The organism is Lelliottia sp. WB101, from assembly GCF_003051885.1.
Classification (GTDB): Bacteria; Pseudomonadota; Gammaproteobacteria; order Enterobacterales; family Enterobacteriaceae; genus Enterobacter; species Enterobacter nimipressuralis.
In genome coordinates this window covers 2383314-2401875 of record NZ_CP028520.1, presented here as the reverse complement: position 1 = coordinate 2401875, position 18562 = coordinate 2383314, and the positions used below count along the sequence as shown (strand labels likewise).

The following is an 18562-nucleotide window of genomic DNA, read 5'->3' as shown; positions in this document are numbered from 1 at the left end:
CCCGGCTTTTTTACGCCTCCAGTTCGGCAAGCGGCTGCGGTTTCCCAATCAAATATCCCTGCAGATAATCGACCCCGATCTCAAGCAACAGCTGTCGCTGCGCCGGTGTTTCAACAAATTCGGCCACCACATACAGGGATTTGGTCTTCGCCAGATTGCAAATCGACGCCACAATCGTCGCGTCCATGCTGTCAGTACAGATATCTTTTACGAAACATCCGTCGATTTTGATGATGTCAGCCTGCAGGCGTTTTAGCCGTTCGTAGTTAGCGTACCCCGTACCAAAATCATCAATCGCAATTTTAAAACCATACTCGCGCATCTGCTGGATATTCTGGATGCTGGATTCTGAGTCCGAGAAGGCCTGCTCTTCCGTGACCTCCAGAATGACTGCCTGCGGCGCGATGGCGTAGCGCTCAAACAGGGCAATGATTTCGGCGGCGACGTCTTTTTGATTGAGCGTCATCGGCATCAGATTGACAGAAAAACGGGCACTGTTTGGCGGCGTGGCATGGGTGCTCAGCCAGATCAGCACCTTTTCTACCACGCAGAGGTCAAAACGATGGCTCAGGTTGAACTGGGCAATCAGCGGGATGAAACGATCGGGGGTAATGATTTCGCCGTCGCTCTCCAGTCGGGTGAGAATTTCGTGGTAGCCCTCACCCGCAGCATTCTGGATGGGCTGAGCATACAGACGCACGCCCCCCTCCTCCAGCGCCCGTTTTACCCGGCTCAGCATTAAGACGCGCTCCGTCGTTTGCCCTGAAACTCTCTCAACGCTATTCGTCAGCGCCAGCACTCTGTGCGTGACGCAGGATTGCTCTGAGAGCCAGCTCAGTTGTCCAAGCGTATGGTGAAGGTTTTCGCCATCCTGCCCTTCCAGCTCTCCCCAGGCTGCACCAAACTCGATGTCCAGCCCGGTGTTGTTCCAGTAAATCTTGCGGCTGTTCAACCGATCGACGATGTGCTGGAGGCGCTCTCCGGTGTCCGGGCCTGACAGCACCAGAATCAATTCACTGCCCGGCAGTTGGAAGAATTTTTCGTTCGTCTGCAATAACGGCTGAACTGACGAGGTAATGGCTCGCTTACAATAGATGCGCATCAACATCCCGTAATGGCGACTAAGAAACCCCAGATTTCCCATACGCAGACAGCAGATTTTGGCATCCGGATAGTGCTGCAAATAGTCTTCCAGGGCGCGCATATTGGCTAAACCTGTGAGCGGATCGGTTAGCGCCCTTTCGTGCCAGCCTTGCTTCAGCCACTCACTGCGATGATAGATTCGCGACATGTACATTAAACAGATCGCGAAAGAGATCAGGACCGACAGGACAAATGCAAGCGCATAGCCGTTTTGCACGCCGTTAAGAAAGTTTTTGTTATAGGTCAGCAGCAAGAAAACGGAAATTGCCCAGCTCAGGGAAACAAGCGCATAGCTCATCCGACTAATCGCGACGGTAAAAAGAATAAATATGAGGGGGACCAGATACCCGGAGATATAGTTTTCTTCAATCGGCGCGCACAAGATCAGCATCACCAGCGACAAACTCATCAGCCAGAGTAATGCAAATACGGGATTATTTTGAATAAGATACGGCTTAATGCTTCGTAACCAGAAGGTACGGGCATAGCGGGGATTAATTATCATTCTTAAGGGGTAATAGAACATCATCGTAAATATCAGGCTGGCACAAAACAGGCTCTGTATATCCACAATGTTATAAATTGGTGTCCCATCGCCAAAGAAGTTTGAAATGGAAAGCGGGAAATCAAAGAAATAACCGGCTAAGTACATCGACACTTTTATGCCGAGGGGAATGGCGAATCCCAGCCAGAAAATGCGTATCCCGATATGCTGGTTAGGTAGCCCGAATCGCCAGCGCCTGCCCAGCAGGACGCGCACCACGGCGCAGGCTGTAAACACCGACGCCGTCTGACAGAAGAGGATAACGACCTGCTGGAGTATCGTTAACTGAAACTGATAAAGATTCGTTAACGCAAAACTGAAAATAATGGGAAGCATAGCATGACGGCCAAACAAGAAGATCACTGCCAGCATCACGCTCAACGGCAGCCAGGCTAAATAGACGTAATGGCCATCCAGAAAGGTTTTCGGGGAAATGTAGCGAGAAAAAGGAACAATCACCAGGCACAAGATTTGCGCTAGCATAAATAATTGTAAATTATTACGTAGGTGACTTTTCATTCTTAGCAAGGCGCTATTTCCCAGGCGAATAATTGGCTGAATGAATGGTAAGTTTATTAATTGAGCGAATCAAGTTTCCGGGTTTAAATGCTCCGATTTATTGATTTCGATAAAGGTCTGAGAGCTAAACATACACGTGTGGCAACAAAAAAGGCAGGAGTTGATAACAAACGCATAAAAAAACCCCCGCCTTTCGGCGAGGGTCTGAATTTTGGTGGAGCTAAGCGGGATCGAACCGCTGACCTCTTGCATGCCATGCAAGCGCTCTCCCAGCTGAGCTATAGCCCCACAGTTCTTTACGTTCCAAACTCTCCTGGATAAGAATTTGGTGGAGCTAAGCGGGATCGAACCGCTGACCTCTTGCATGCCATGCAAGCGCTCTCCCAGCTGAGCTATAGCCCCAACGTAAAGCTGTCGTGTTGACGGGCGGCATAATATGAATTCCACCGCAGAGTGTCAACGGCAAAATCAGCCCTTCCCTTTCAATCGTCGAAAAATCAGGCAAATGAATCACATTGCGAAGCTGCTCGCAGCCAGTAGTTAAACCTGTCACGTTTTCGCATAAAAGGGTGCTATAACATGAAGCACTCATTAACCCTACTAATATTCAGGTAATTGCATGATCAAGGAACGAATGACGCCAGAGGAGTTATCCCGGCTCACTGGTTATAGCCGACAGACCATCAATAAATGGGTACGAAAAGAGGGTTGGAAAACATCACCAAAGCCAGGTGTTCAGGGCGGTAAAGCGCGTCTGGTCCACGTTAATGAAAAGGTGCGCGAGTTTATCCGCAGCGCGTCTCGCATTACTGAGGACTCTCAGCCCGCTGAAAACGTGTCCGACACGAGTTCGCTCACTTCTCTCCTGCTGACCCTGGCCAATGAAATGACACCGGATGAGCAAAAGCAGCTAACCACTTTACTACTGCGGGATGGGATTACCGGATTGCTACAACGTTTAGGGATACGCGACCAGAGTTGATATGAAAAGATTACGGAGCAAGATGACCACGGAAGAGCTGGCTGATAGCCTCGGGGTCGCCAAACAAACAGTAAACCGCTGGATACGTAAACAAGGATGGAAAACGGAAGCGCTGAACGGCGTGAAAGGCGGCCGGGCCAGGCTCATCCATATCGATTCCCGCGTGCGTGAACACCTTATCAGTCTCCCTGCGATGCGTAGCCGCCAGGCTATTTATCAGCTCGCTGAAGCGTCCGTTGAGTATGGCGAGGTGAAAACGACCAGCCTGTTGCGTCAGGTGACGGCTCCCCTGGAGAACATGACGCCACTCGAACAAGAGAGGCTCGCTGTATTGCTGGCACGTGAAGGTATTCAGGGATTCCTTACCCGGCTCGGTATTGCTGAAGAAGAGGCATAAAAAAACGGCAGGATAACCTGCCGTTTTGCCGCTCGTCTGTTGCAGGGTGATTACTGCTGGCTTTCGCGCTCAGCAATAAAGCCCAGGGCTTTGTTAATACGCGCAACGCTGCGGGTTTTGCCAATCGCGTGGACAGTAACATCCAGGCCCGGTGACTGACCCGCGCCGGTCACCGCCACACGCAGTGGCATGCCGACTTTACCCATGCCCACTTCCAGCTCATCGGCCGTTGCCTGAATCGCATGATGAACGTTTTCTGCGGTCCAGTCGGTCAGTGCCGCCAGCTTATCACGCACCACTTCGAGCGGCTGACGCGCAACCGGACGCAGGTGTTTTTTTGCGGCGTCAGCATCAAACTCGTCAAACTCTTCATAGAAATAACGGCAGCTTTCCGCAATCTCTTTCAGGGTTTTGCAGCGCTCACCCAGCAGTTTGACCAGATCCGCCAGTTCCGGACCGGTACGGGTATCAATATTTGCCTGCTCAATGTGCCACTGCAAATAGGTCGCAACGTACTCGGCTGGCATGGTGTTGATGTAGTGGTGGTTCAGCCACAGCAGTTTATCAGTGTTAAACGCACTGGCAGATTTGCTCACGGCATTCAGGGAGAACAGCTTGATCATCTCTTCACGGCTGAAGATCTCCTGATCGCCGCTGGACCAGCCCAGACGCACCAGGTAGTTAAGCAGTGCTTCTGGCAGATAGCCATCATCACGGTACTGCATCACGCTCACGGCACCGTGACGTTTGGACAGTTTTTTACCGTCGTCACCGTTAATCATCGACACGTGCGCATAAACCGGCACAGGCGCATTCAGCGCTTTCAGGATGTTGATCTGACGTGGCGTGTTGTTGATATGGTCTTCACCACGGATAACGTGAGTGATTTCCATATCCCAGTCATCCACTACAACGCAGAAGTTGTAGGTCGGTGAACCATCGGTACGGCGAATAATCAGATCGTCCAGCTCCTGATTGCTGAACTCAATCGGGCCACGGATCTGATCGTCAAAGATCACAGAGCCTTCCTGCGGGTTAGCAAAACGCACTACGCATGGTTCATCAGCAGCATGATGCTCATGGCTGTGGCGGCAGCGGCCATCGTAGCGAGGCTTATCGCCGTTCGCCATTTGCTCTTCACGCAGCGCTTCCAGACGCTCTTTGGAGCAGTAACATTTATACGCGGTGCCTGCGACCAGCATTTCATCAATGACGGCGTTATAGCGATCAAAACGTTTCGTCTGGAAATACGGGCCTTCATCCCACTCCAGGTTCAGCCAGTTCATGCCATCCATAATGGCTTCGATAGCTTCCGGTGTGGAACGCTCGAGATCGGTGTCTTCAATACGCAGCACGAACTCACCGCCGTGGTTACGTGCAAAAAGCCAGGAATAAAGAGCAGTACGGGCACCACCGACGTGCAGATAGCCTGTCGGGCTGGGCGCGAAGCGAGTTTTGATTTTCATGAAATGGCCTTACGTTATAAAGATGCCGACGACCGGCAAATGCTGGGAAAAAAACAATGGGCAATATTCTATCACTGTGGGGCGATTCCTCAATGATGTTGCCTGAATGACATGCAGGTTTGCGAAATTTGTTTAGAAATCATGCTGCGCGGGACATTTTGTGATCCGTTTGTTTAATTTTACGACGAACAAACAAAATCTTTAGAAAAGGCGTTGACTCATTTTCAACTCTCCCTATAATGCGACTCCACACAGCGGGGGTGATTAGCTCAGTTGGTAGAGCACCTCCTTTACACGGAGGGGGTCGGCGGTTCGAGCCCGTCATCACCCACCATCTACTTTACGTAGATACCGCAGTGTAGATAAGAATTTAAGATTGGGCGATTAGCTCAGTTGGTAGAGCATCTCCTTTACACGGAGGGGGTCGGCGGTTCGAGCCCGTCATCGCCCACCATTCTTAAATCTTGTTTTAGTAGTACCGAAATGGGTGATTAGCTCAGTTGGTAGAGCACCTCCTTTACACGGAGGGGGTCGGCGGTTCGAGCCCGTCATCACCCACCATTCGGGTCGTTAGCTCAGTTGGTAGAGCAGTTGACTTTTAATCAATTGGTCGCAGGTTCGAATCCTGCACGACCCACCAATGTAGAAAGGCGCCCTAAAGGCGCCTTTTTGCTATGCGCAATTCGGCAGGATGAGAACCTGCTGCAGGTTCGAGCCGAACGAAGTGAGACACCGGAGCCGCCTGCGGCGACGGCCCGAAGGGTGAGCGAAGCGAGTCATCCTGCACGACCCACCAATGTAGAAAGGCGCCCTAAAGGCGCCTTTTTGCTATCTGCCCTATTTTACACGCATCTCCCCTCCCAGATCTGGCAGGTTCCCTCAAGCTATGGATTTTTATGCCGATATGCTTGTTTTATGGCGAGAGGATTTAAAATGACAACAATCCAGGCATCAACTCCATCAGTGCAGACAGGCAGCACAAGCAGCGGCGGCGGTAGCTCCGGCAGCAGCGATATCGCGTCGCAAATCAGTCGTCTGACGTCGCAAATCACTAAGCTGACTCAGCAGCTGAAGGATGTTGCGAACGGCAGTGGCAGTACCGAAGACAAGAAAAAGCAGCAGGAACTTCTTCAGTCGCAAATCAAAATGCTACAGGCTCAGCTGGCGCAGTTACAGCGTGAGCAGGCCGAAGAAAGCCAGAAAAAACAAGAGCAAAAACAGGCCAGAGCAGAAGGCGTAAACTCACCTTCCGCAGAGCATCAGATCGATATCTACGTCTAATCGTTCGGCGCGTTAAATAACGGATCGCGTATGCGGGCCTCCATTAACCGCTGTGCCTGCATACGTACCACCTCCCAAAGCGCATGAGCCGCACCAGAGAGCGAGCGATTTTTTCGTCGCACCAGCATCAGCTTACGTTCAATACAGGGCGTGAAACGCTTCACGACTAAGCGGCTGCCCTGCGGCAGCGGTAAGGCCAGCGCAGGTAACACGCTGATCCCAATCCCGGCCTCCACCATCGGAAAGAGCGTGGCGGGATGACCAATCTCCTGAACGATCGTCGCATTCACCCGCTGCTGTGCCAGCGCCGCATCAATCAGCGGACGGCTCCCCGATGCATAATCCTGCAATACCAGATTTGCCCCCTGCAACGTCTGCCACGTCACTTGTGCCATTGCGGCCAGCGGGTCATCTTCGCGACACAGCAGTAAAAACGGCTCCGACAGCACCACTTCGCACTCCAGATCCGTCACCGGACCGGGATCGATCACAATCCCAAAATCGACGTCGCCTTGCCTGATACTCTCCAGAACCCACTGCTGCGGCCTGTCGTGAAGTACAAAATCGATATCGGGATAGCGACGGTTACTTTCAGCGATACATTGCGGGATCAGATGCGCTGAAATGGTCTGACTGGCGGCGACGCGCACCGTCCCGGAAAGTTGCTGCCCCACTCTGCCCACATCGCGCAAGGTGCTGTTTAGCTCATCCAGCAACCGTTCCAGACGCGCAGCCAGCTGTTGCCCCGCCTCGGTGAGCACCACCTCGCGGGTGGTGCGATCAAGCAGGCGCACGCCCGTCTGTGATTCCAGCTCTTTCACACTGTGGCTAACCGCCGACTGACTCAGGCCGATCATCTCTCCGGCGCGGCTAAAGCTGCGAGCCTGAGCGACGGTGACAAAAACGCGAAGCTGACGCAAAGAGTAATTCATCTGTTTAATTCATGAATGGATGCAATAAATCGATTTTATTTCTCAAAGGGAACAAAGCACAATAGCGAAATCTGATTTCAGGAGCATTTATGAAACTGTTTCGTGTTCTCGATCCCTTTACCCTCACGCTGATTGCTGTCGTTCTGCTGGCCTCTTTCTTCCCGGCACGCGGCAGTTTTGTTCCCTTCATTGAAGGCCTGACCACTGCGGCCATCGCCCTGCTGTTTTTTATGCACGGCGCAAAGCTGTCTCGTGAAGCCATTATCGCCGGGGGGAGCCACTGGCGGTTGCACCTGTGGGTGATGTGCAGCACCTTCATCTTGTTCCCGGTGCTGGGCGTGCTTTTCGCCTGGTGGGCGCCGGTCAACGTCGATCCGGCTCTCTATACTGGCTTCCTGTATCTGTGCATTCTGCCCGCGACCGTGCAGTCTGCTATCGCATTTACCTCGCTGGCAGGCGGTAACGTCGCCGCGGCGGTCTGTTCCGCCTCTGCGTCGAGTCTGTTGGGGATTTTTGTGTCACCGCTGCTGGTGGGCCTGCTGATGAACATGCACGGCGCTGAGGGCAATCTCGAGCAGGTCGGGAAAATCTGTCTGCAACTGCTGCTGCCGTTCGTGCTGGGACACCTTTCTCGCCCGTGGACGGGGGATTTCGTCGCCAGAAACAAAAAGTGGATTGGCAAAACCGACCAGACCTCCATCCTGTTAGTGGTCTACTCCGCCTTTGGCGAAGCCGTGGTGAACGGCATCTGGCATAAAGTTGGCATCGGCTCGCTTCTGTTCATCGCGCTCGTGAGCATCGTTCTGCTGGCGATTGTGATTGCGGTGAATACTTTTGCCGCCCGCAAGTTTGGCTTCAATAAAGCGGATGAAATTACCATCGTGTTCTGCGGCTCGAAGAAGAGTCTCGCCAATGGTATTCCGATGGCGAATATTCTCTTCCCGACGTCGGTGATTGGGATGATGGTGCTGCCGCTGATGATTTTCCACCAGATCCAGCTGATGGTCTGTGCGGTGATGGCGCGCCGTTACAAGCGCCAGACGGAAAAGCTGGCGCAGGAAGAGACCCGCGCCGCGAAAGCTTAAGGACGTTTGAGGGGCTGAACCAGATGGCTCAGCCCTTCGGTTTTGATGAGCAGCGTAATCGCCATCAGCTCACCCAGTCGCCCTGCCGGAAATTCATCTTTCCGCGCGAACCACAGCAAATACTCTTCCGGCACATCAATCAAACGACGGCCTTTGTATTTCCCGAACGGCATTTCGGTGTTGGCAATGTCGATGAGCTGTTTTTTCTCCACGTTACTCTCCTAACAGGCGCAGCATTTCCGCTTCGTCAATGACGTCAATGCCCAGCTCTTGTGCTTTCGCAAGCTTAGAGCCAGCCGCTTCGCCTGCAATCACCAGATCCGTTTTCTTCGACACGCTGCCCGCCACTTTTGCTCCCAGCGCCACCAGACGCGCTTTGGCGTCGTCACGGGAGAGCTGACTCAAACTGCCGGTGAGTACCACGGTTTTGCCAGCAAAGGGGCTGTCGATTTCGTCGGCGTTAACCACCACCGGGGCAGGCCAGTGAATGCCCTCCTCCAGCAGCTTGCCAATCACCTCACGGTTGCTCTCTTCCGCAAAAAAGTTAAAGACATGCGTCGCGACAACGATGCCTACGTCCGGTACTTTTTGCAGATCCTCAATCGAGGCTTTCTCAAGCTGCTCCAGGGTGCCGAAATGGGCTGCCAGCCCGGCGGCTGTCGCTTCACCAACTTCACGGATACCCAGCGCGTAAAGGAAACGGGCGAAGGTCGTCTCTTTGGCTTTTTCCAGCGCATTGACCACGTTTTGCGCCGATTTTGGCCCCATGCGATCCAGCCCGGTCAGCTTGCCCGCCGTCAGGCGAAACAGATCCGCAGGCGTGTGGACGTACTCTTTTTCGACCAACTGATCGATAATCTTATCGCCCATCCCGTCCACGTCCATCGCTCTGCGCGAGACGAAATGCTTGAGCGCTTCTTTGCGCTGCGCCCCACAAATTAACCCGCCGGTACAGCGCGTGACCGCCTCGCCTTCCACGCGTTCGACGTCGGAACCGCATACCGGGCAGTGGGCCGGGAATTCGATGGCGCGCGTGTCGTCAGGGCGCTCAGACTCGACGACGTTAACCACCTGCGGGATCACATCCCCCGCGCGGCGAATCACCACTTTATCGCCAATCCGAAGACCCAGACGCGCGATCTCGTCGGCGTTATGTAAGGTGGCATTACTCACCAGTACACCCGCAACCTGAACCGGCTCCAGACGTGCAACCGGCGTAATCGCCCCCGTACGCCCGACCTGGAACTCAACGTCGCGCACGAAGGTCATCTGCTCCTGAGCAGGGAATTTAAACGCCACCGCCCAGCGCGGCGCTCGCGCCACAAAACCTAATTGTTCCTGAAGCGCCAGCGAGTTCACTTTGATGACCACGCCATCGATATCAAACCCCAGCGTTGGGCGGTCTTCTTCAACCTGACGATAAAATGCCAGTACCGCTTCCGGTGAGTCGCAGAGCTGCACGCGATTGCTGACCGGCAGGCCCCACTCTTTAAACTGCAGCAGACGGCCCAGATGGGTATCAGGCAATTCGCCGCCTTCAAGAATCCCCACTCCGTAGCAGAAGAATGTCAGCGGTCGCTTTGCCGTGATGCGCGGATCTAGCTGGCGAATTGAGCCAGCAGCCGCATTACGCGGGTTAGCAAAGACTTTGCCACCGGTGCGGCGCGCTTCATCGTTAATCTTCTCAAAGCCCGCCTGCGGGAGGAACACTTCACCGCGCACTTCGAGTCGCGCCGGGATTTTATCGCCGCGCAGCTTTAACGGAATGGCGCGGATAGTACGTACGTTAGTGGTGATATCCTCACCCGTAGTGCCATCGCCGCGCGTAGCGGCCCGCACCAGAATACCGTTCTCATAAAGAATGCTGACCGCCAGGCCGTCGAGCTTCAGTTCGCAACACCAGGTCAAAACGTCGGCGCTTTTCAGGCGGTCCTGAACGCGCTTGTTGAACGCGAGAAAGCTCTCTTCGTCGAAGACGTTATCCAGCGACAACATTGGCACTTCATGACGTACCTGGCTGAAAGAGGCCAGCGGAGCGGCGCCGACGCGCTGCGTCGGTGAATCAGGGGTGATGAGATCGGGATGTTCTGTTTCCAGCTCGCGCAGTTCGCGCATCAGGCGGTCATACTCCGCATCCGGAACCTCCGGTGCGTCCATCACGTGATACAGGTATTCATGATGGCGAAGTGTGGTTCTTAGGTGAGTAATTTTTTGTTCGATTGAGTCCATAGCGCACCATCAATGAGAAAAACCCCCGACAGGCGGGGGTTGAGGAGACGTGGAAGAGAACGCAGAGATTACGCGTTAGCTTCCTTTACTTCGCGGATGCGATCCTGATATTCGCGCAGTTTCTGCGGCGTCATCATTCGACGCTGATCGTCGAGTACCACGCCACCGACTTCATCGGCGATATGCTGGGCGGATTGCAGCATCAGCTTAAAGTTTTGCAGTTCGTCCCCGTAGGACGGCACCTGCATAAAGATTGTGATGCCCGGCGTGGTGAAATCACCGGTCATTTCCGGATCAAAGGTTCCCGGATTAACCATATTCGCCAGACTGAACAGCGCAGGGCCACTTCCGTCCGGGCTAAGATGACGGTGGAAAATGTTCATGTCACCAAACTTGAAGCCCGCCTGCTGGATACTGTTGAGCAGCACGTCGCCATTGAGCTGAGTTCCGTGATGCGCGGCCACGTTCATAATGATGACCGTTTCCTTACGCTGCGGTTTTTCGACCACTGGCGCTTCTTCGATCACCGGTTCCGGTTCAACAAACGGCTCCGGTTCCGGCTGCGGCGCAGGTGGAGTATGAACAGTCTGCGGCGGCATTTCTGGCGTCAGCGGCTGAGCAGGACGCGGCGGTTGCACGGGTTGCGAAACGGGCTGAGGCTGCACCGGCTGCTGCACGGGTTGCTGTACAGGCGCTTGCGGTTGCGGCTGACGCACCGGCTCCTCCACAGGCTGTGGCGCGGGCTGGCGCGGCTGAGCTGACGCGTACGGCGGCTGATACTGATGCTGCGGAGGCTGACGAGGCGCTTCATGCTCCCCATGGCCTGCGGCAGGCGCAGCAGTATTGACGCGATGAACGCGCACTTCACCCACGCCTTCGTCGTCGTTATCGTCAATGACGTCATCGCCATCATCGTCGTGACGACTGGACTTCATGCGCTTCAGTGGGCGATCGCGAAACATCGAGGAGCGTTCTTTACGGCTGGTCCAGAAACCATGTACCAGTAAAGCGAGTATGGCGATCGCGCCAACAATGATTAATATCAGACGCAAATCCTGCATCATTATATTCTCTGTTGTTCTAACACCTTGCCACCACGGCAAACATTTACTCACTAAGAGTATTTGCCGATTACGTCAAGTGCAAGTGCGTGCAGAGCATTCAAAGCATAAAGATGAACGAAATCGTGCTTTTTGCTGTTTTTTCGAACATTTCCGAACTGGTTATTGGTCCACAACCCGATAATATAGGCGTGTAATTCCACTGGTTGTGAAAAAAGGAGTACAGCCTGGTTATGGTTTCGACATCAACAACGACTCCGCGCAGCGGTATCGGCTATTTTTCTCAGGGATGGAAACTGGTCACCCTGCCTGGGATCCGCCGCTTTGTGATTCTGCCTCTACTGATCAATATTTTACTGATGGGCGGCGCATTCTGGTGGCTGTTTACCCAACTCGAAAGCTGGGTTCCCTCTATCATGAGTCACGTCCCTGACTGGCTACAGTGGCTGAGCTATCTGCTGTGGCCGATTGTGGTCCTCTCCGTGCTGCTGGTTTTTGGCTATTTCTTCTCGACCATCGCCAACTGGATAGCCGCGCCGTTTAATGGGCTGCTGGCGGAGCAGCTCGAAGCACGTCTGACGGGCGCAACGCCACCAGACACCGGCGTGCTTGGTATCATGAAAGACGTACCGCGTATCATGAAACGTGAATGGCAGAAATTTGCCTGGTATCTGCCGCGCGCCATTGTTCTGCTCATCCTTTACTTTATCCCCGGAATTGGCCAGACCGTGGCGCCTGTGCTGTGGTTCCTGTTTAGCGCGTGGATGCTGGCTATCCAGTATTGCGACTACCCGTTTGATAACCACAAAGTGCCGTTCAAAGAGATGCGCACGGCCCTGCGCACGCAAAAAGTCACCAATATGCAGTTTGGTGCCCTGACCAGTCTCTTCACCATGATCCCTGTCCTGAACCTGTTCATCATGCCCGTCGCGGTCTGCGGCGCCACGGCGATGTGGGTGGATTGCTATCGTGCTAAGCACGCGTTATGGAAGTAATGCAAAACTGTGTAAACAAAGGGTGGCTTATGCCATCCTTATTCCATACTGATAGCCATTATTTCCTTGCAGCATATAGATATGCGATTTCCTTACTTCCCCATACTTATCCAACAGGTATGCTGGGACGGTATCCCAATTTCATACAGTTAAGGACAGGCCATGAGTAAGATTTACGAAGACAACTCGCTGACTATCGGTCATACGCCCCTGGTTCGACTGAACCGTATCGGTAATGGACGCATTCTGGCGAAGGTAGAATCACGTAACCCGAGCTTCAGCGTAAAATGCCGTATCGGTGCAAACATGATTTGGGATGCCGAAAAACGCGGTGTTCTGAAGCCTGGCGTCGAACTGGTTGAACCGACCAGCGGCAACACCGGGATCGCTCTGGCCTACGTCGCCGCTGCCCGCGGTTACAAACTGACCCTAACAATGCCAGAAACCATGAGCATCGAACGCCGCAAGCTGCTGAAAGCGCTGGGCGCGAATCTGGTGCTGACCGAAGGCGCGAAAGGCATGAAAGGTGCCATTCAGAAAGCCGAAGAAATCGTCGCCAGCGATCCGGCGAAATACCTGCTGCTGCAGCAGTTCAGCAACCCGGCAAACCCGGAAATCCACGAGAAAACCACCGGTCCGGAAATCTGGGAAGATACGGACGGCCAGGTTGATGTGTTTATCTCAGGCGTGGGTACCGGTGGTACGCTGACCGGCGTGAGCCGCTATATTAAAGGCACAAAAGGTAAAAAGGATCTGATCACCGTTGCCGTTGAGCCAACGGACTCCCCGGTTATCGCCCAGGCGCTGGCCGGCGAAGAGATCAAACCCGGTCCACATAAAATTCAGGGTATCGGCGCGGGCTTTATCCCGGGTAACTTGGATCTGAAGCTCATCGATAAAGTCGTTGCGATCACCAACGAAGAGGCGATCTCCACGGCGCGTCGCCTGATGGACGAAGAAGGTATTCTGGCCGGTATCTCCTCCGGCGCGGCAGTTGCTGCTGCCCTGAAGCTCCAGGAAGATGAAACCTTTACCAATAAGACTATTGTGGTTATTCTACCGTCCTCGGGTGAGCGTTATTTAAGCACTGCATTGTTTGCCGATCTGTTCACAGAAAAAGAACTGCAACAGTAATGCCAGCATGTTAATAACGCGTAAAAAAGCACCCAAACGGGTGCTTTTTTGTGGCCTGCGTCAAACTTTTACTCCTCCTGGCATTGATTCACCCCGTCGGGTCTGGTATTTAACCTGACAATTATTTTGAAGCGCGAAATTAATCAATGTGGGAAATACAGAAGCTGAATCGATTTTATGATTTGGTTCAAGTCTCGCTTTCACTGCATAATGTTTAATGACGAGCGAAACGTCAGCGCTAACAAGACAGGCTAAAGTTAAGCCTCCAGGCTAGACTTTAGTTCCACAACACTAAACCTATAAGTTGGGGAAATACAATGTTCCAGCAAGAAGTTACCATTACCGCTCCGAACGGTCTGCACACCCGCCCTGCTGCTCAGTTTGTTAAAGAAGCTAAAGGCTTCACTTCTGAGATCACTGTGACCTCCAACGGCAAAAGCGCTAGCGCGAAAAGCCTGTTCAAGCTGCAGACTCTGGGCCTGACTCAGGGTACCGTCGTTACCATCTCCGCAGAAGGCGAAGACGAGCAGAAAGCAGTTGAGCATCTGGTAAAACTGATGGCTGAGCTCGAGTAAGTTACGGGTTCTTTTCAATATCAGTCACAAGTAAGGTAGGGTTATGATTTCAGGCATTTTAGCATCCCCGGGTATCGCTTTCGGCAAAGCACTTCTGCTGAAAGAAGACGAGATCGTCATCGACCGGAAAAAAATTTCTGCCGACAAGGTTGATCAGGAAGTTGAGCGTTTTCTGAGCGGTCGTGCCAAGGCATCAGCGCAACTGGAAGCGATCAAAACTAAAGCTGGCGAAACTTTCGGTGAAGAAAAAGAAGCCATCTTCGAAGGGCATATCATGCTGCTCGAAGATGAGGAGCTGGAGCAGGAAATCATAGCCCTGATTAAAGATAAGGGCATGACGGCCGACGCGGCTGCACATGAAATTATCGAAGGTCAGGCGACTGCCCTCGAAGAACTGGATGATGAATACCTGAAAGAACGTGCGGCTGACGTACGTGACATCGGTAAGCGCCTGCTGCGCAACATCCTGGGTCTGGCGATCATCGACCTTAGCGCCATTCAGGACGAAGTTATCCTGGTTGCCGCTGATTTGACGCCGTCTGAAACCGCACAGCTGAACCTGAACAAGGTGCTGGGTTTCATCACCGACGCCGGTGGCCGTACCTCCCACACCTCTATCATGGCGCGTTCTCTGGAACTGCCTGCCATCGTGGGTACCGGTAGCGTCACCTCTCAGGTGAAAAACGACGACTATCTGATTCTGGATGCCGTAAATAATCTGGTTTACGTCAACCCAACCAACGAAGAGATCGAAAAGCTGCGTGCCGTTCAGGAGCAAGTTGCTACTGAGAAAGCGGAACTGGCTAAACTGAAAGATCTGCCAGCCATCACGCTGGACGGACATCAGGTTGAAGTGTGCGCGAACATCGGTACCGTACGTGACGTTGATGGGGCTGAGCGCAACGGCGCGGAAGGTGTTGGTCTGTACCGTACAGAATTCCTGTTCATGGACCGTGATGCACTGCCTACTGAAGAAGAGCAGTTTGCGGCATACAAAGCGGTTGCCGAAGCATGCGGCTCTCAGGCTGTTATCGTGCGTACCATGGACATCGGTGGCGACAAAGAGCTGCCGTACATGAACTTCCCGAAAGAAGAAAACCCATTCCTGGGCTGGCGTGCAGTGCGTATCGCCATGGACCGTAAAGAGATCCTTCGCGATCAGGTTCGTGCGATTCTGCGTGCTTCCGCTTTCGGTAAACTGCGCATCATGTTCCCAATGATCATCTCTGTTGAAGAAGTGCGTGCACTGAAGAAAGAGATCGAAATCTACAAACAGGAACTGCGCGACGAAGGTAAAGCCTTTGACGAAACCATCGAAGTGGGCGTGATGGTGGAAACACCAGCGGCAGCAACGATTGCTCGTCATTTGGCCAAAGAAGTCGACTTCTTTAGTATCGGCACCAATGATTTAACGCAGTACACCCTGGCAGTTGACCGTGGTAATGATATGATTTCACATCTCTACCAGCCAATGTCACCGTCCGTACTCACGCTAATCAAGCAAGTTATTGATGCTTCTCATGCTGAAGGTAAATGGACTGGCATGTGTGGTGAGCTTGCAGGCGACGAACGTGCTACACTTCTGTTGCTGGGTATGGGTCTGGACGAATTCTCTATGAGCGCCATTTCCATCCCGCGCATTAAGAAGATTATCCGTAACACGAACTTCGAAGATGCGAAGGTGTTAGCAGAGCAGGCTCTTGCTCAACCGACAACGGACGAGTTAATGACGCTGGTTAACAAGTTCATTGAAGAAAAAACAATCTGCTAATCCACGAGATGCGGCCCAAATTACTGCTTAGGAGAAGATCATGGGTTTGTTCGATAAACTGAAATCTCTGGTTTCTGATGATAAGAAAGACACCGGAACTATTGAGATTATTGCTCCGTTGTCTGGCGAAATCGTCAATATCGAAGACGTGCCGGATGTAGTTTTTGCCGAAAAAATCGTTGGTGATGGTATTGCTATCAAACCAACTGGTAACAAAATGGTTGCGCCAGTTGACGGCACCATCGGTAAAATTTTTGAAACCAACCATGCGTTCTCTATCGAATCTGATAGCGGTATCGAACTGTTCGTACACTTCGGTATCGACACCGTTGAGCTGAAAGGCGAAGGCTTCAAGCGTATCGCTGAAGAAGGCCAGCGTGTGAAAGTAGGCGATCCGGTCATCGAATTCGACCTGGCGCTGCTGGAAGAGAAAGCCAAGTCTACCCTGACTCCGGTTGTTATCTCCAACATGGACGAAATCAAAGAACTGATCAAACTGTCTGGCAGCGTTACCGTGGGTGAAACTCCGGTCATCCGCATCAAGAAGTAATTCTTGCCGCACAGAAAAATGGCGCCTTCGGGCGCCATTTTTGTTTATGCGGGGAGGATTAGCTCATCAAAGCCTTTTTCCTGGGTGTACTTCATCACCTCCGTCACACGGTCGCCTGCACGGCGTATCGCTTCAGCGACGTCCCTGCCCTGCACAATGCCGCTTACCAGCTCAGAGCAGAACAGATCCCCGGTCCCTTTCAGGTCGGTTGCGACGCGCGGATGATTCGTCACCGTCACACCATCCTTCGTTACCAGCACCACGTGAATGTTCTCAGGATCAGATTCCACCGGCGCACTGGTGATCGCCACCCACTTCAGTGAGTCAGACAGCAGACTTTGTGCAGCAGTAATTGCGCTCTCCGGCGTCCGGCACGGCTGACCGCTCAACACTTCAAGCTCAAAAACGTTCGGCGTAATACCCTGCGCCAGCGGCAGCAAATGCTCGCGATAGGCTTGCGGAATTTCGGGCTTCACGTAGATCCCGCTGTCGATATCACCAATGACCGGATCGACCAGCACGAGCAAATCAGGGTGTTTTTCTTTGATGGCTACCAGCCACTCAGCCAGAATGGCAATCTGGCTGGCACTGCCCATATAGCCCGTGGTCACCGCTTTCAGCTCGCGCAACACATCGCGCTCTTCAAGAGCTTTCAGATAGCCGCTGAACCAGTCGTCGGGGATTACACCGCCGTAAAAGGTGTCGTAATGCGGGGTATTGCTGAACAGCACCGTCGGAACGGCTGTGACGGTCAGCTGATGTTGCCTGATATTAGGCACCGCAATGCTATTGCCTACGCTGCCATATACCACCTGCGACTGCACCGCGACGATATCCGTCTGCTGCGCACGGGTTTTATCCCGAAATAAAATCATCTCCATGACGCTTAAATCCCCGCCCCCTGCGAATAACTCTCTTCACCAAAGACGCCAGTAGTCAGATAACGGTCGCCACGGTCGCAAATAATCGCTACCACAACCGCCCCCGGACAGGCCTGCGCCACGCGCAATGCTCCAGCTACCGCGCCACCCGAACTGACGCCACAGAAGATGCCTTCCCGCACCGCCAGTTCACGCATGGTATTTTCCGCTTCACGCTGATGAATATCCAGCACCTGGTCCACAAGCTGGGCATTAAAAATCCCCGGCATGTACTCCGCTGGCCAGCGGCGGATCCCCGGAATGCTGCTCCCCTCTTCCGGCTGCAGGCCCACAATGGTGACCGGTTTTTCCTGCTCACGCAGAAAACGGGAGACGCCGGTAATGGTGCCCGTGGTGCCCATACTGGAGACGAAGTGGCTGATGCGCCCTTCGGTCTGGCGCCAGATCTCCGGCCCGGTAGTGGTGTAGTGCGCGTAAGGGTTATCGGGATTATTAAACTGGTCCAGCAATGTGCCTTCGCCGCGCTGAGCCATGTCGAGAGCCAGATCGCGCGCCCCTTCCATCCCCTGCTCTTTGGTGACGAGGATCAGCTCAGCGCCATACGCGCGCATTGCGGCACGCCGCTCCTGGCTCATGTTGTCCGGCATCAGCAATTTCATGTGATAGCCTTTCAGCGCCGCAATCATCGCCAGCGCAATGCCGGTGTTACCGCTGGTCGCTTCAATCAGCACGTCGCCGGGCTTAATCTCCCCGCGCTTTTCCGCCTCAACAATCATCGACAATGCCGCGCGATCTTTAACGGAACCGGCAGGATTATTCCCCTCCAGTTTGACCCAGATTTCGCTGCCATTATCGGGATTCATGCGTTGCAGCCTGACCAGAGGGGTGTTGCCGATGGTTTGTTCTAATGTGTTCACGAATTCTGTCCAATAAAAAGCCCGGTGGCGCTTTCGCTTACCGGGCCTACAGGGATCGTTTTGTAGGCCGGGTAAGCGCAGCGCCACCCGGCAAATACCA

Annotated in this window: 17 protein-coding genes, 6 tRNA genes and 1 other RNA gene; 14 read left to right on the top strand and 10 right to left on the bottom strand. The window is 53.4% G+C overall.

Annotation, left to right across the window (positions count from 1 at the left end; genetic code table 11):
• Window positions 1-10: 10 nt before the first annotated feature.
• The 3 genes from DAI21_RS11565 to DAI21_RS11555 form a co-directional block, all read right to left on the bottom strand.
• Complete coding sequence (locus tag DAI21_RS11565; RefSeq protein WP_199908220.1) at window positions 11-2206, bottom strand: EAL domain-containing protein; 2196 nt, start codon at window positions 2204-2206, stop codon at window positions 11-13.
• Between the two features lie 212 nt (window positions 2207-2418).
• Window positions 2419-2494: transfer RNA gene (locus DAI21_RS11560), tRNA-Ala, on the bottom strand.
• Window positions 2495-2532: 38 nt separating this feature from the next.
• Window positions 2533-2608, bottom strand: a tRNA-Ala gene (locus tag DAI21_RS11555).
• 217 nt (window positions 2609-2825) lie between these two features.
• Between DAI21_RS11555 and DAI21_RS11550 the strand changes: the two genes are divergently transcribed.
• Together DAI21_RS11550 and DAI21_RS11545 are read left to right on the top strand one after the other, a co-directional pair.
• Window positions 2826-3188, top strand: a complete 363-nt coding sequence (locus DAI21_RS11550; protein WP_100779387.1) for a YfeC-like transcriptional regulator — start codon at window positions 2826-2828, stop codon at window positions 3186-3188.
• Between the two features lies 1 nt (window position 3189).
• Window positions 3190-3585, top strand: coding sequence for a YfeC-like transcriptional regulator (locus tag DAI21_RS11545; RefSeq protein ID WP_100779386.1), 396 nt, complete (start codon window positions 3190-3192; stop codon window positions 3583-3585).
• 50 nt (window positions 3586-3635) lie between these two features.
• On the opposite strand, the gene gltX is transcribed toward DAI21_RS11545, so the two are convergent.
• Window positions 3636-5051, bottom strand: a complete 1416-nt coding sequence (gene gltX, locus DAI21_RS11540; RefSeq protein WP_107703161.1) for a glutamate--tRNA ligase — start codon at window positions 5049-5051, stop codon at window positions 3636-3638.
• A gap of 258 nt (window positions 5052-5309) precedes the next feature.
• Here gltX and DAI21_RS11535 point away from each other — a divergent pair.
• The 6 genes from DAI21_RS11535 to DAI21_RS11510 all read left to right on the top strand — a co-directional run bounded on the left by DAI21_RS11535 (window position 5310) and on the right by DAI21_RS11510 (window position 6332).
• Window positions 5310-5385 (top strand) — tRNA-Val (locus DAI21_RS11535).
• A 44-nt stretch (window positions 5386-5429) separates the two neighbouring features.
• Window positions 5430-5505: transfer RNA gene (locus tag DAI21_RS11530), tRNA-Val, on the top strand.
• Window positions 5506-5536: 31 nt separating this feature from the next.
• Window positions 5537-5612, top strand: a tRNA-Val gene (locus DAI21_RS11525).
• 3 nt (window positions 5613-5615) lie between these two features.
• Window positions 5616-5691, top strand: a tRNA-Lys gene (locus DAI21_RS11520).
• A 31-nt stretch (window positions 5692-5722) separates the two neighbouring features.
• Window positions 5723-5847: non-coding RNA, RtT sRNA (locus DAI21_RS11515), on the top strand.
• Window positions 5848-5984: 137 nt separating this feature from the next.
• Window positions 5985-6332: a FlxA-like family protein gene (locus DAI21_RS11510; RefSeq protein WP_100779384.1), complete on the top strand. Its 348-nt coding sequence runs from the start codon at window positions 5985-5987 to the stop codon at window positions 6330-6332.
• Here DAI21_RS11510 and DAI21_RS11505 read toward each other — a convergent pair.
• Window positions 6329-7264: a LysR family transcriptional regulator gene (locus DAI21_RS11505; RefSeq protein ID WP_107703159.1), complete on the bottom strand. Its 936-nt coding sequence runs from the start codon at window positions 7262-7264 to the stop codon at window positions 6329-6331. The two genes, DAI21_RS11510 and DAI21_RS11505, sit on opposite strands and share 4 nt — an antisense overlap.
• Before the next feature lie 89 nt (window positions 7265-7353).
• Here DAI21_RS11505 and DAI21_RS11500 point away from each other — a divergent pair, with 89 nt between their 5' ends.
• Window positions 7354-8349 (top strand): bile acid:sodium symporter family protein, encoded by a 996-nt coding sequence (locus DAI21_RS11500; RefSeq protein WP_100779382.1) that lies wholly within the window; start codon window positions 7354-7356, stop codon window positions 8347-8349.
• Here DAI21_RS11500 and DAI21_RS11495 read toward each other — a convergent pair.
• The 3 genes from DAI21_RS11495 to zipA all read right to left on the bottom strand — a co-directional run bounded on the left by DAI21_RS11495 (window position 8346) and on the right by zipA (window position 11642).
• The gene (locus DAI21_RS11495; protein ID WP_107703158.1) at window positions 8346-8561 is read right to left on the bottom strand and encodes a DUF3820 family protein; all 216 of its coding nucleotides are present in this window, start codon (window positions 8559-8561) and stop codon (window positions 8346-8348) included. The genes DAI21_RS11500 and DAI21_RS11495 overlap by 4 nt on opposite strands.
• Before the next feature lies 1 nt (window position 8562).
• Entirely contained in the window at window positions 8563-10578 is a 2016-nt protein-coding gene (ligA, locus tag DAI21_RS11490) for an NAD-dependent DNA ligase LigA (protein WP_107703157.1), read from the bottom strand.
• Between the two features lie 68 nt (window positions 10579-10646).
• Window positions 10647-11642, bottom strand: a complete 996-nt coding sequence (zipA, locus tag DAI21_RS11485; protein ID WP_100779379.1) for a cell division protein ZipA — start codon at window positions 11640-11642, stop codon at window positions 10647-10649.
• Window positions 11643-11872: 230 nt separating this feature from the next.
• Between zipA and cysZ the strand changes: the two genes are divergently transcribed.
• From cysZ to crr, 5 genes are all read left to right on the top strand, one after another.
• On the top strand, window positions 11873-12634 hold the full coding sequence (cysZ, locus tag DAI21_RS11480) for a sulfate transporter CysZ (protein WP_100779378.1): 762 nt from the start codon (window positions 11873-11875) through the stop codon (window positions 12632-12634).
• A gap of 162 nt (window positions 12635-12796) precedes the next feature.
• Window positions 12797-13768, top strand: a complete 972-nt coding sequence (cysK, locus tag DAI21_RS11475; RefSeq protein WP_102104941.1) for a cysteine synthase A — start codon at window positions 12797-12799, stop codon at window positions 13766-13768.
• Window positions 13769-14085: 317 nt separating this feature from the next.
• Window positions 14086-14343 carry a phosphocarrier protein Hpr gene (gene ptsH / locus DAI21_RS11470; protein ID WP_000487600.1) on the top strand — a complete coding sequence of 86 codons (258 nt, stop codon included), beginning with the start codon at window positions 14086-14088 and terminating at the stop codon, window positions 14341-14343.
• A gap of 43 nt (window positions 14344-14386) precedes the next feature.
• Window positions 14387-16114 carry a phosphoenolpyruvate-protein phosphotransferase PtsI gene (gene ptsI, locus DAI21_RS11465; RefSeq protein WP_100779376.1) on the top strand — a complete coding sequence of 576 codons (1728 nt, stop codon included), beginning with the start codon at window positions 14387-14389 and terminating at the stop codon, window positions 16112-16114.
• A gap of 40 nt (window positions 16115-16154) precedes the next feature.
• Window positions 16155-16664, top strand: coding sequence for a PTS glucose transporter subunit IIA (crr, locus tag DAI21_RS11460; RefSeq protein ID WP_049841435.1), 510 nt, complete (start codon window positions 16155-16157; stop codon window positions 16662-16664).
• Window positions 16665-16708: 44 nt separating this feature from the next.
• Here the strand turns inward: crr and pdxK are convergent, their stop codons facing one another.
• Both pdxK and cysM read right to left on the bottom strand, forming a co-directional pair.
• The gene (pdxK, locus tag DAI21_RS11455) at window positions 16709-17545 is read right to left on the bottom strand and encodes a pyridoxine/pyridoxal/pyridoxamine kinase (RefSeq protein ID WP_107703156.1); all 837 of its coding nucleotides are present in this window, start codon (window positions 17543-17545) and stop codon (window positions 16709-16711) included.
• A gap of 5 nt (window positions 17546-17550) precedes the next feature.
• Window positions 17551-18462: a cysteine synthase CysM gene (cysM, locus tag DAI21_RS11450; protein WP_107703155.1), complete on the bottom strand. Its 912-nt coding sequence runs from the start codon at window positions 18460-18462 to the stop codon at window positions 17551-17553.
• Window positions 18463-18562: the final 100 nt, after the last annotated feature.